General features: G+C 64.1%; 9 protein-coding genes. 1 reads left to right on the top strand and 8 read right to left on the bottom strand.

Going from position 1 to position 13,346, the window contains the following annotated elements; all coding sequences use genetic code 11:
* Positions 1 to 49: 49 nt before the first annotated feature.
* A complete protein-coding gene (locus tag FJ938_RS21360) occupies positions 50 to 1,705 on the bottom strand; it encodes an ABC transporter substrate-binding protein (RefSeq protein WP_140697109.1) in 1,656 nt (551 codons plus the stop codon).
* Between the two features lie 115 nt (positions 1,706 to 1,820).
* Between FJ938_RS21360 and FJ938_RS21355 the strand changes: the two genes are divergently transcribed.
* Positions 1,821 to 2,723, top strand: coding sequence for a LysR family transcriptional regulator (locus FJ938_RS21355; RefSeq protein ID WP_140697107.1), 903 nt, complete (start codon positions 1,821 to 1,823; stop codon positions 2,721 to 2,723).
* A gap of 29 nt (positions 2,724 to 2,752) precedes the next feature.
* Here the strand turns inward: FJ938_RS21355 and FJ938_RS21350 are convergent, their stop codons facing one another.
* The 7 genes from FJ938_RS21350 to FJ938_RS21320 form a co-directional block, all read right to left on the bottom strand.
* A complete protein-coding gene (locus tag FJ938_RS21350; RefSeq protein ID WP_140697105.1) occupies positions 2,753 to 4,810 on the bottom strand; it encodes an ABC transporter ATP-binding protein in 2,058 nt (685 codons plus the stop codon).
* Positions 4,803 to 5,684, bottom strand: coding sequence for an ABC transporter permease (locus FJ938_RS21345; RefSeq protein WP_140697103.1), 882 nt, complete (start codon positions 5,682 to 5,684; stop codon positions 4,803 to 4,805). Before FJ938_RS21345 ends, FJ938_RS21350 begins: the two co-directional genes overlap by 8 nt.
* Positions 5,681 to 6,634 (bottom strand): ABC transporter permease, encoded by a 954-nt coding sequence (locus FJ938_RS21340; protein WP_140697101.1) that lies wholly within the window; start codon positions 6,632 to 6,634, stop codon positions 5,681 to 5,683. The genes FJ938_RS21345 and FJ938_RS21340 overlap by 4 nt, the downstream gene beginning before the upstream one ends.
* 12 nt (positions 6,635 to 6,646) lie before the next feature.
* Positions 6,647 to 8,998, bottom strand: coding sequence for a molybdopterin guanine dinucleotide-containing S/N-oxide reductase (locus FJ938_RS21335; RefSeq protein WP_140607454.1), 2,352 nt, complete (start codon positions 8,996 to 8,998; stop codon positions 6,647 to 6,649).
* A gap of 137 nt (positions 8,999 to 9,135) precedes the next feature.
* Positions 9,136 to 10,800 (bottom strand): ABC transporter substrate-binding protein, encoded by a 1,665-nt coding sequence (locus FJ938_RS21330; protein ID WP_140607308.1) that lies wholly within the window; start codon positions 10,798 to 10,800, stop codon positions 9,136 to 9,138.
* A 247-nt stretch (positions 10,801 to 11,047) separates the two neighbouring features.
* Entirely contained in the window at positions 11,048 to 12,232 is a 1,185-nt protein-coding gene (locus FJ938_RS21325; protein WP_140607307.1) for a mandelate racemase/muconate lactonizing enzyme family protein, read from the bottom strand.
* Position 12,233: 1 nt separating this feature from the next.
* A complete protein-coding gene (locus FJ938_RS21320; RefSeq protein WP_140607306.1) occupies positions 12,234 to 13,340 on the bottom strand; it encodes a mandelate racemase/muconate lactonizing enzyme family protein in 1,107 nt (368 codons plus the stop codon).
* Between the last annotated feature and the right edge of the window lie 6 nt (positions 13,341 to 13,346).

The following is a 13,346-nucleotide window of genomic DNA, read 5'->3' as shown; positions in this document are numbered from 1 at the left end:
CTGCCGGATAGCCTCACCGCCCGAAAAGCGGAGTTTCACAGCCGAGCCTCTAACCCAGGGACACACGATCGAGCAGCAGCCCGGCGGCGATCGGCGGCAGGCCGCTGACATTCTTGCGCACCGGCACCAGCAGATCCGGGAAATAGCTGAAGATGACCGGCGTCTCGTCGAGCAGCAGTTTCTGGATGTCGGACGCGGCCGCGCGCTGCGCGCCGATGTCGAGCGCTTTCAGATAGGACGTGACCATGCCGTCATAGGCGGGGTTCTTGAAATGCGCCGCATTCCATGGGCCGTCGCTGACCAGCGGGCTCTTCAGGAAGACATTCGGCACGCTGCGATGCGCGTAGTCGGTGATGCCGAGCGGGCTGTCCAGCCAGTCCGACTGGCCGAACACCGCCTTGCCGTAATATTTGTCCTGGTCCTCGATATTGAGCGCGATGCGCGCGCCGATCTCCTTGGCGAAGTTCTGGAACAGCTGCGCGTAGCCTGGAATGTCGGAATAGCGCAGCGTCGTCAGGGTGATGTCGAAGCCGCTGGCCAGCCCCGCCGCCTCGAGCAGTTGCTTGGCCTTAGCGATATCCTGCGTGCGTTGTGGCACCGACTTGTCGGTAGCGGGGAAGGCCGGCGCGAACGGGCTGTCATTGCCGGTCGCGGCCATGCCGCGGCAGAGGCCGTCGACCAGCTTGGAGCGATCAATGCACAGCGCCAGCGCCTGGCGCACACGCTTGTTGGTGAACGGCGCCATGTCGCAACGCATGTGGAGCTGGCGGTGCGCGGTCGAGGCGACGCGCAGCACCGTGATGTCGGGGCTGTTCAGCACCACCTGGCTGACATCGAGTGGGACGGCGTCGAGGATGTCGACCTCGCCGGCCTGCAGTGCCAGGATGCGTGGCTGCACGTCGCCGTAGAACTTGAACTCAAGGCGATCAGGCAGGGCCTTCTCGCCCCAATAGTCGGGGTTGCGCACGAAGGTCGCGCCGACCTTCGGCGTATAGCTTTCCAGCCGGAACGGTCCAGTGCCTTCAAAGGTCTTTTCGTAGTCGCCCTTGTAGCTCGCCGGCAGGATGACGGCGTTGTAGTTGTCGATCGACACCGAATAGGGAAAGCTGCCGTTGGGCGCGTCGAGATGGAAGGCGACGGTGTGGTCGTCGACCTTTTGTGTGCCGCCCTTCGACAGCAGGCCCTTGAACACCGACAGCGCGTTGGAAGCGCCATTCGGATCGGCCAGCCGGTCGAAGGTCGCGACGACGTCGTCGGCCTTGAAGTCCTCGCCATTGTGGAATTTCACGCCCTTGCGCAGCTTGAAGGTCCACACGCTACCATCCTCGTTCGGCGACCAGCTTTCCGCTAGCACCGGTTTCAGGGTGAGGTCGGGCTGGGTGACGCAGAGAAACTCGGCGGTCTGGAAAACCAACTGGTAGCTGCCGCTATCATAGTAGGTGACGGGATCGATGGCGCCGCCGGGCGTGGCGACGCCGGCGCGCATAGTGCCGCCCGGCTTCCCCTCGGCGCGGGCTTGCTGCGTGCCGAAACCGGCTGCGGCGACAAGGCTGCCCAGGAACGGCAGGGAAAGGCCAAGCACGCTGCCGTGGCGCAGGAAACCGCGCCGGTCGAGCCTGCCGGCCAGCAATTCGTCGACAGCGGAATTTTCGATTGCGGTGAGGCTTCTGCGAGCGGCGTCGATCATCCTGAAATGCCTTGGCATGGCTGCATTCCTCGCTTGCCCTTGGGGGGTTGGCCATTTAGGTCATTGTTGACCGCGACCGGAAAGCGATATTTTTTGATGGGGTCCATCGAAATTTTCGATGCAGGAGTGATTCATGGATACCGAGAACCTGCGCAGCTTCCTGGAGGTCGCCGAACATGGCAGCTTCACCGTCGCGGCCAACCGGCTCAACCTCGCCCAATCCACCGTTAGCGCGCGGATCAGGGGGCTGGAAGAGCAGTTGGGGCGCCGGCTTTTCGTCAGGGATCGCGATGGTGTGACACTCACGCCGGCCGGTCGGCAATTCCTGCCGCATGCCTCCTCCATCACCCGCACCTGGGAGCAGTCGAGGCAGGACATCGCCGTTCCCGATGGCTATGAGAGCCTGCTGCGGCTGACGGCTCCCGCCTATCTGTGGGAGCGCATCACCTCGCCATGGGTCGAGTGGATGCGCGCCGAGCGGCCAAATGTGGCGCTGCGGCTCGAAGGCAGTTTTCCGGATCTGGCGATCGACCAGTTGGCGGAAGGCTTGCTCGACATCTGTATCCTCTATCTGCCGCGCCCGCATCCCGGCATCGTCTACGAGACGCTCGCCGTCGATCAGGTCGTGCTCGTCCAGCACACGGGTCAGACGAAGCCATGGACCGAAAACTACATTCTGATGGACTGGGGGCTCGAATTCCGCATCGAGCATGACCGTGCCTTCGCCGGCATGGTCAAGCCGGCGATTTCGGCCGGGCTGGTCTTCATCGGGCTGCAGCATGTCCTGTCGCAGCAGGCGGCGGCCTATCTCCCGCTCAGCGCTGTCAGCGGCCATATCGAGCGCGGCGAGATGCGGCGCATCGACAACACGCCGGTGTTCCAGCGGCCGATCTATCTTGCCTATCCCTCGAACCCGGTTTCCTCGGATGTCCTGGATGTCGCGCTCACCGGGTTGCGCACGCTGGCCGGGGACTGGCACAGCGATCAGGGTTTTTCGGAAGGCGATCGTTCGCTGGGCATGGCCGAACGGATGTGACCGGCCGGCATGGCGAGCAGGAAATGCCGCTATGCCGCTTCGATGACGACACCCTTCTGCAACCTCGCCAGCTCCGGATAGGGGATATGGCAACGGATGGAATGTCCAGGTTGCGCCTCGGCGAGCGGCGGTTCCTGCTGTTCGCAGATCGGACCGATCTTGCGCGGGCAACGCGTGTGGAAGACGCAGCCGGAGGGCGGGTTGACGGCACTGGGAATCTCGCCGTCGAGCCGAATGCGCGCCGTCTCGGTCTGGTCGAGCTTTGGCACGGCCGAGAGCAGTGCTTCGGTATAGGGATGATGCGGGCCGGAGAACACGGCTTCCGATGGCCCGAGCTCCATGATGCGGCCGAGATAGAGCACGGCGATCTTGTCGGAGAGATAACGAACCACGCCAAGGTCGTGCGAGATGAAGATGTAGCTGACGTCTTCCTTCGATTGCAGATCGGCGAGCAGGTTGAGGATCGCCGCCTGCACGGAGACGTCGAGTGCCGATGTTGGCTCGTCGCAGACGACGATGCGCGGATCGCCGGCGAAGGCGCGGGCGATTGCGACGCGCTGCTTCAATCCGCCCGACAGCTGGCGCGGCTTGACGGCCAGATGTCGGTCGGTCAGCCGCACCGACCGGACCAGATCGTCGAGACGCGTCTCCAGCGGCTTGCCGGAGAGACCGGCCAGCCGCTTCAACGCCCGCCCAAGGATGTGGCGGATCGAATGCGAACGGTTGAGTGCTGAATCCGGATTCTGGAAGACGATCTGCATCGCCTTGACCTGGTCGTCGCCGCGGTTCTCCAGCTTCGGCGCCAGCGCCTTGCCCTCGAGTTCTATGAGGCCGCCATCATCGGGTGGTACCAGGCCGAGCAGCAGCCTGGCGAAGGTGGTCTTGCCTGAACCGGATTCGCCGACCAGCCCCAGTGTCTCGCCGGGCCTGAGATCAAGCGAGACGTCCTTGACGGCGCGCAAGGGATGGCCATGGCTGGCATAGGTCTTGTTCACTCCCGCCACCCGCAACACAGGTTGGGCCGCAGGCTTTGGCGCGGGCGCCACATCGCTGGGTGTGGCGCGCGGCAGGGCTTGCGCCTTGTCGTGATAGTGGCAGCGCGACAAGCGCTTGCCGCGCTCGTCACTCAGATCATAGAGGGGCGGCAATTCGGTGCGGCAGCGCTCGGTCGCCAACGCACAGCGGTCGGCGAAGGCACAGCCGGTGATGGTGGCGCCAATGCCGGGCAGGAAGCCGGGGATGGTGTCGAGCCGGCCCTGGTCCTTGCGCTGGCCACCGCGTGGGAGGCAGCGCAGCAGGGCGACGGTATAGGGATGGCGGGGATCGTTGAAGACGACCTCCGTCGGTCCTTCCTCGACCAGCATGCCGGCATAGAGGACGCCGACACGGTCGCACATATTGGAGACGACGGCGAGATTGTGGCTGATGAACAGGATCGAGGCCGAGAGTTCCTGCCGCAGTTGCGCGATGAGGTCGAGCACCTCGGCCTCGACGGTGGCGTCGAGCCCGGTGGTCGGCTCGTCGAGGATCAGCATGGAGGGATCGTTGGCCAGCGCCATGGCGATCGCCACGCGCTGCTGCATGCCGCCCGACAACTGGTGCGGATAGCGCTGCATGACGCTTGGCGGATCGGAGATGCGCACCCGGTTGAGCATGGCGATCGCCCGATCGGTGGCGGCCTGTCCGGTTATGCCGCCAAGCTCGAAAATCTCGGTCAGCTGCCGGCCGATGCGGATCGACGGGTTCAATGCCTTGCCCGGATCCTGATAGACCATGGATACGCTTTCGGCGCGGGCCCGCCTGAGCGCCTCGGCATCGAGCTTCATCAGATCCTGGCCGTCGAGCGCGATAGCGCCGCCGGTGATCGAACCGTTCCTGGGCAGATAGCGCACCACGGTGAGCGCGACGGTGGATTTACCGCAGCCGGATTCACCGACCAGCCCATAGGCCTCGCCCTGGCCGATCGTGAGACTCAGATTGCGCAGCACCGCGCGGTTGCGGCCAGCGACACGGTAGGCGACCGATAGGTCCTTAAGTTCGAGCGCGTTTTTTGCTTTTGCGTCCTGTGCCTTGACGGGTTCAGTCATTGAAGGCTCCATGAACGCCGTCAGCGGCCAGATTGACGCCGATCACCAGCGAGGCGATGGCCAAGGCATCGAACAGCACCGTCCACCAGAAGCCGCCGCCGATCATGCCGTAGTTGCTTGAGATGGACAGCCCCCAGTCGGGTGAGGGCGGCTGGATGCCGAAGCCCATGAAGGAGAGTGTGGCGACCGCGAAGATGGCATAGCCCAGCCGCACCGTGGTCTCGACCAGGATCGGTGGGATGACGTTGGGCAGGATCTCGACGAACATCGTGTGGAAGGCGCTCTCGTGCCGGAGCTGTGCGGCGGCGACGTAGTCGAGTTCGCGCTCCGCCAGCACCGCCGAGCGCACGGTGCGGGCGATGATCGGCGCGAAGCTCAGGCCGATGACGATGATGACGGTGGTCTTGGAGGTGCCGAGCGCGACGATGGCGAGCAGCGCAACGATAACCACGGGGATGGCCATGAAGGCTTCGAGGATGCGGCTGACGACATCGTCGACGATGCCGCGGAAGTAACCGGTGAGCAGGCCAAGCGCGGTGCCGGCGATAGTCGCCAGCAAGGTGGCGAGCGGTGCGACGGTCAGGATATCGCGCGAGCCGACAATGACGCGCGAGAAGACGTCGCGGCCGATCTGGTCGGTGCCGAACCAGTGTTCGGCCGAAGGCGGCGTGAGCGCGTTGATGATATCGTCGGCAAGCGGATCATAGGGCGCGAAATGTTCGCCGAACAGCGCGCAGGCGACCCAGAACAGGACGATGGCCAGACCGGTCAGAAAGGTGCCGGAGCGCATGAGCGAGGACAGGACCTCCGCCGCCGGGCTGCGCCGGCGCGTGTCGTCTTGTCGAGCGGGAGAGGTGGTCTGGACGGCGCTCATTGGTCTGTCCCCAGCCGGATGCGTGGATTGAGCACGGAATAGAGGAAGTCGGCGATCAATGTCGCCACGGCATAGACGATGCCGATGGTGAGAATGCCCGATTCCAGCATTGGAAAGTCCTTGCCGCGCGCGGCGGTGAAGATCAGCGAGCCGATGCCCTGGTAGCGGAACAGCGTCTCGATCACCACCAGGCCGCCGATGAGATAGCCGGTCTGGGTGGCAATGACGGTGATGGTCGGCAGGAGCGCATTGCGCAGCACATGGCGCCAGATCACCGTGCGCCATGGCAGGCCTTTCAGCACGGCGGTTCGCGTGTAATCGGAATCGAGCGCCTCGATCATGCCCGAGCGCGCCATGCGCGCGATATAGCCGAACAGCACCAGGAACAGCGGCAAAGCGGGCAGGATGAGGTAATAGAGCTGGGTGAAGAAGCCCGCGTCCTTGGGCCATGCCGCCGAGATCGGCAGCCAGCGCAGCCACACACCGAAGATCAGGATCAGGATGATGCCGGTGACGAACTCCGGCAGCACCGTCACCGACAGGCCGCCGAGGCTGATGATGCGGTCGAGCGGTCGGTTGAGATTAAGCGCTGCAATGACGCCGCCCAGAATGCCGATCGGCACCACCAGCACGAAGGCGACCGCCGCCAGCTTCATCGAATTGCCGAGCGCGTTGATGACGAACGGCGCGACCGGCGAGCGAAAGATGTAGGAGGTGCCCATGTCGCCCCGGACAAAGTTCCAGATCCAGGTCGCGTATTGGGTGAGCAGCGGGCGGTCGACGCCGAGGGAGTGGTTGAGCGCGTCCACGGCCCGCTGGTCGGCGAACGGGCCCAATATCGCGCGTCCGACATTGCCGGGCAGAACCTGGCCGCCCAGAAACACCATGATGCTGAGCAAGAACAATGTGATCAGCGACAGCGACACACGCCGGGCGAAGAAGGAGAGAATGGCATCGGCTCCTTATGAACGAGGTTTCGGCCCGGCCACGCCAGGCAGGTTCGGTGAACTTACTGTGACAGGCGGATCGAAGGCTGTCACCGCCGGAATGACCCCGGCAAACAGCGACACCTCGACCAGCGTCGAATTGCAGGTCGGTGACTGGGCAAGGCGCGACGTCCCCCGGTCTGGTGTCAGCACGTTCGGGTTGCCATGCTTTTCCAGGCTATGCGACTGTCCTGGCTCGGCAGGGTCGAACCATGCGCCGGTCGGCAGCTGGACGACGCCAGGGATCAAGCCGTCCGTCAGCACGGCGCCCGCCAGGCACGACCCGCGATCGTTGGAAACGAGGACGACCGCCCCGTCCTGTATGCCGCGTGCCGCGGCATCCACCGGATTGATCCACAGCGGTGCGCGGTCCGACACCTTGCCCGCGCGGCTGACCGAGCCGTGATCGTACTGGCTGTGGAGCTTGTCCGCAGGCTGCGGCGACAGGAGATGCAGGGGGAACCGCTCCGCAAGGTCGCTGCCCAGCCATTCCCTGGGCTCCCGCCACACCGCGTGGCCGGGACAGTCGTCATAGCCGAAACCATCGATCGTCGAGGAAAACAGCTCTATGCGGCCTGACGGCGTCGCCAACCGGTTCCGCTCCGGATCGGCGCGGAAGGAGCCAAGCAATGTCTGCGAGGTGACTTGCCGGGCAAGATCCGCATGGCCATCCTGCCAGAAACGGTCGAATGACGGCATCTCGACCCCGGCCGCGCCCGCATTATCCTTGGCCTGTTCGTAAAGCACACGAATCCATTGCGAGGCATCGCGCCCTTCGGTGAAGGCTTCGCTGGCACCGAGTCGCGCCGAGAGACCGCAGAAGATCTGGTAATCGTCGCGCGCCTCCTGCACCGGATCGATGGCCTGTTTCATGGCGACGACGAGATTTTCACGGTTCGAGAAAGCGAGGTCATTCCTCTCCAGCGGCGTGGTGACCGGCAGCACGATGTCGGCATGGCGTGCTGTTGCCGTCCAGAACGGCTCGTGGACGATGATCGTCTCAGGCCGTTGCCATGCCTCGACGAGACGGTTCAGATCCTGATGGTGGTGGAACGGGTTGCCGCCGGCCCAGTAGACGAGCGTGATGTCGGGATAGGACATCGCAGCGCCATTGAATTCGAACGATCCGCCTGGATTAAGCAGCATGTCGGCAATGCGGGCGACGGGAATGAAGTCAGGCACGCGGTTCTTGCCTTGCGGAACGGATGGCCAGCGAAATCCCATCTCCGGTCTGCCGGCGCCATTTGTCGACGAATAACCGAAGCCAAACCCGCCGCCCGGCAGCCCGACCTCGCCAAGCAGTGCGGCAAGCGTAATCGCGGCCCAGTAAGGTTGTTCGCCATGGTCGGCCCGCTGCAGCGACCAGCTGACCATCAACATGGTGCGCTTGGCGGCCATCTCCCTGCCCAGGGCGACGATCCGGTCCTCGGCCACGCCGCTCAGGGCGGCAGCCCATGCCGCGTCCTTCGGTTGCCCGTCGCTTTCCCCGAGGATGTAGGCGCGAACGATCTCGAAACCGGTGCAGTAGCGCGCCAGAAACCCCTCGTCGTGAAGGCGTTCGCTGACCAGGACATGGCACAAGGCCAGCATCATCGCCGTGTCGCTGTTCGGCCGAAGCGGCAGCCATTCGGTGTCGACACCGCGCGGCGCGTCGTCGCGCACCGGCGAAACATTGACGAGGCGGGCGCCATTGCCGACGGCTTTGCGCAGGGCGGCCGCAGCCTCGTGGCGTGCCGAGCCGCCGCCCTGTATCTGCGTATTGCGCCAGGGCAAGCCGCCAAAGGCGATGATCAACTCGCTATGCCGTTCGATCCCATCCCAGGTGGAATGATTGCCCGTCAGGCCATCGGTCCCGCCAAGCACATGCGGCAGGATGATCTCGGCCGCGCCATAGGAATAGCTCAGCACCGAACTCGTATAACCGCCGATCGTGTTGAGGAAGCGGTGCACCTGGCTCTGGGCGTGGTGGAATCTTCCTGCGCTCGCCCACCCATAGGATCCCGCATAGATTGCACTGTTTCCATGCTCGACGCGAACCCGGTCCAGTTCGGCCGCCACGATGTCCAGTGCCGTTTCCCACGACACTTCGACAAAGGGCTCGCTACCCCGCCGGCCATTGGCGGTGGACCTGTTTCCCTCGAGCCAGCCGCGCCTCACGGCGGGACGTGCCACGCGCAGATCCCCCTGTACCGTGCCGAGCATGGACTTGCCGATCGGCGATGGATCGGGGTCGCCGCTCCATGGCTCGACGCCAACGAGCCTGCCGTTCTCGGCACGGATTTCGTAGGTCCCCCAATGCATGGTGGTGAGCAGCGTCTCGGACTCCATCGGGCCGGTCAATGATCAATCGTCCCGCAGGCGAGGGTCCGCGTCAGGCCGGCGTGCAACGCCTTGCCTCGGCCTGGCCGCGAAAGCGCCAGCCCCGATGGGGACTGGCAGTTGCGGGATGGGCTGTCTCCTCGCGCTTAGGCCTTCGACGCCTTTTCGAGGAACAACTGCGACATGGCGGTCGGCTGCACGCCGGCCACACCCTTCGCCGTTGCCGTCAGGTAGTCGTAGAAATAGCCGAAGATGACAGGCGTTTCCTCGAGCAGCAGCTTCTGGATCTTGCCCGCCGTCGCCTTCTGCGCTTCGAGGTCGAGCGCGGCGATATAGCTGGTCGCCAGCGTGTCATAGTCCTTGTTCTTGAAATGCGCGGCGTTCCAGGTGCCGTCGCTCTTCAAGGGAGCCGCGAGATAGACGTTCGGCACGCCGCGATGGCCATAGTCGGTGATGCCCATCACCGAATCCAGCCAGTTCGATTTGCCGAACACCGCGTCTCCATAGTAGGCGCTCTGGTCGAGGATGTTGAGTTCGAGCTCGATACCGATCTCCTTGACCCAGTTCTGGATGAGCTGGGCATATTCCGGGATTTCGAGGTAACGCTCGGTGGTCAGCGTTATCTTGAAGCCCTTGCCGGCACCGGCGGCTTCCATCAACTGCTTGGCCTGCGCGATGTCCTGCTCGCGCTGTGGCACGCTCGCATCGGTGGAAGGGTAGACCGCGGCGAACGGACTGTCATTGCCCGCCACGGCGCGCCCCTTCATCAGACCTGCGACCAGCTTTTTGCGGTCGATGCTGAGCGCGATGGCGCGGCGCACGCGCGCATCCTTCAGCGGGCCGTCGTCGCAGCGCAGATGCAGTTGCTGATGCGCTGAAGACTTCAGACTGATGATGTCGACACTCGGATCGTTGAGCAGGGCGACGCCAGCCAGCACCGGCATCTGGTTGATGATGTCGACCTGGCCGCCTTGCAGCGCCAGGATCATCGGCTGCACATCGGTGAAGAAGGTGAATTCCGTGCGATCCGGCAGCGCCTTCTCGCCCCAATAGTCGTCGTTGCGGACGAAGGATGCACCGACTTTCGGTGTGTATTTCTCAACCTTGAACGGCCCGGTGCCGTCGAAGCTCTTCTCATAATCGCCCTTATAGCTCGCCGGGATGATGACGGCGTTGTAGTTGTCGGACGACAGCATGTAGGGGAAGTTGCCGTTGGGCGCGTCGAGGTGGAATTCCACCGTGTAATCGTCGACCTTCCTGCTGGCGCCCTTCGACAGGATGCCGGTGAACACCGACAGAGCGTTGGACGAATTGGCTGGATCGGCGAGGCGGTCGATGCTGGCCACCACGTCCTCGGCCTTCATCTCGCCGCCTGAGTGGAACTTCACGCCCTTGCGCAGCTTGAAGGTCCACACCGAGCCGTTGTCGTTCGGCTTCCAGCTTTCGGCCAGTGCCGGCTTGAGCACGAGATCGGGACCGTCGACGCAGAGGAATTCAGCAACCTGCTGCATGACCAGCAGGCCGCCGGCATCCGCGATGGTGACGGGGTCGATGGCTGCTGCCGGCACGCTGCTGGCGACGCGGATTGTGGCGCCGGGTGCGCCAGCGGCGCGGGCGAGCGACGGCATGCCGCCCAGGCCGGCCGCCGTGGTTATGCCGCCAAGCAGCGGCAGCGACAGGCCGAGCAGGCTGCCATGCCGGATGAAGTCGCGGCGGCTGACACGGCCATCGACGAGGCCATCGATCAGATGGTTTTCGAGCGGCGTGCGGTTACGGCGGATGAGATCGAGAATGCGGTAATTCTTGTTCATGGGTTCTAAGCCCTTTCCCCAGTTGTTGTGATTGGCGAAGCATTCCAGTTGACGAGTTCCGTGGAGTTCTCCTGTCCAGGCATTCATCACTATCGGTCGACGGACTGTAGCATGGGGTTCTGTCTGGTCCATCCGCCCCTTGGGTCGGAAAGGTCAGATTTTCTTGATGCATTTTCTGTCGCCAGGCGACCGGATTGAAGCGTGGCCGCCTTTTCTCCGATATGTCCTCCTTCCTTTCAGCGTCCTTCTAGTTCAGTGGCAATCTGCGGTAAGTGCCGGGCTTTTCCGGGTCATGATATTTATTGCATGGCCCGTTCTCGACGAAGTCGCGATGGCAGGCGGCAAGCTTCTCGCGCGACAGCGTGATGCCGAGGCCATGTCCTTCCGGCACCGGCACCACATTGTTTTTCGGCGAAAACGGCCCTTCTTCGATGATGTCCATCGGCTGCATGCGAAACAGCGACTGGTTGGGCTCCCGGATCCAGCCGAGCGCGGCGCACAGATGCAGATAACAGGCGCTGCCGATGCCCGTGTCGCCGCTGTAGCACCAATAGTCGATACCGGCGTGCTCGCAGGCGCCGACGAAGCGCAGCATGCGGCCGATGCCACCATGCGCCGTCGGGTTGCCGACGAAGGCGTCCGGAACCTTGAGGTCCATGGCGCGCGCAACGTCGATGTTGTGCGTCGAGAACGGGATCGAGCAATGGCGGCGCAGTTCGCGCATCTCCTCGATGGTCGCCACCGGATCCTCCCAGTTGCGCACGCCGAGTTCCTCCAGCGGCCGCGCCAGCCGCCGCGCGGTGCTGAGCGAATAGGCCTGATTGGAATCGATGCGGATCATCGCGTCGTCGCCGAGCTTGCGGCGGATCAACTCGACCATCGTCAGTGAGATTTTCGGATCGTCGGTCGAGAATTTGCCCTCGAAGAAGGTCGTGCCATGCGTCTCGTGCAATTCGACGCAATAGTCAGCGACTTCTTCCGGCGTCGTCTCGCCCTTCACATCAGGTCCGTCGCCGCGCAACGAGAAATAGTCGGTGAACGGGATGTCCTTGCGCACCGCGCCGCCGAGCAGTTGATAGAGCGGCTGGTTCCACGCCTTGCCGCGCAGGTCCCACAACGCCATCTCGATGGCGCCGAAGGCCATGATGCGGGCGCGATCATTGATCGACTGAACGCCGGCCCAGAAGGGCAGGCAGACATGCTCCGCACCGGCGATGTCGAAGGCGTCGCGGCCGACGAGCCGTTGGGCAAGCACGTCATTGATGATCGCGGCCGCGGCCGGCGTCGGCGCCTCGCCGAGGCCAACAAGCCCGTCCTCCGTCTCGACCTCGACGATGGTCGGCGAGAAGCCGTCGAGTTCGCCGAAGACCCAGACGTAAGGAGCTTCCAGCCGGTAGTTGATCGGTGTTGCCCTGATGCGCCTGATCTTCATCTCAGCGGCCGATCTCGAAGAAGGGCTTGCCGAGGAGGTCGGGAACGACGTCGATGCCAAGGCCCGGACCGTCCGGAATGCCCATGCGGCTGCCCGTGACCGGCGGCATGTTCGATGCGGTGCGCACCGTCACCCATTCGTGGAAGGCGATGGCATGCAGCCGGCGCTCCTCCGGCGTCGACAGCGACAGGTGCGCCATCGCCGCTGTATCGATCTCGGCGCCGCCAGTGTCCTCGACCGTGATCATGAAGCCGAGGTCGACGGCAACGTCGCGGATCAATTGGGTCTTGGTGATGCCGCCGAGCCGCGAAATCTTCAGCGTCAATCCGTCGGCCGCGCCCCGGCGATGGATTTCCAGCATCTCCTCCAGCGAGGTGACGGATTCGTCGAGCACCATCGGCTTGTCGAGCATGCGGCGCACCGACATGTTCTCGTCGATCGTCGTGCAGGGCTGCTCGAACGTATAGTCGATTGCGCGCGTCGCGTCGGCGAACTGGCGCGCCTGATAGGGCGTCCAGCCGGCATTGGCGTCGCAGAAGATCACAGTGCCTTTCGGCACCGAGCCAGCGACCGCGGTAACGCGCTCGATATCGTCGCGGACATTGCCGCCGACCTTGACCTGCAGCCGGTGGAAGCCGTCCTTGACGATCCGCTCGGCCAGCGCCGCCATTTGATCGACCGTGCCATGGGTGACGACCTTGTAGAGCTCGGCCGTGTCGCTCTCCTTGCCGCCGAGCAGCGTGACCAGCGGCACGTCGGCGGCGCGTGCCGCGAGATCCCAGCAGGCCATGTCGAGCGGCGACTTGATGTAGGGATGGCCCTTGAACACAGTGTCCATCAGCCGGCCGATGCTGGCCAGCCCACGCGGATCCTGGCCGATAAGGTGCGGCCCGATTTCCGGCACGCCCGCGCGTGTCCCCGCTGGAAACGCCGCCGAGTAGAAATTGCCGAGCGGCGCCATCTCCCCCCATCCGGTCAAACCGCTGTCCGAGGTGACGGCGACAATCACCGCGTCGAAAGCATCGGCGACGCGTCCCTTGGACATGCGGTAGGGGCCGTCAACGAAGGGCTGCACGACATGATAGGCTTTGATGGTTTCGATCTGCACTTTGGT

Origin of the sequence: Mesorhizobium sp. B2-4-14 (assembly GCF_006442155.1) — a bacterium.
In the GTDB taxonomy this organism is placed as follows: domain Bacteria; phylum Pseudomonadota; class Alphaproteobacteria; order Rhizobiales; family Rhizobiaceae; genus Mesorhizobium.
This window is presented reverse-complemented; position numbering and strand designations above follow the sequence as displayed.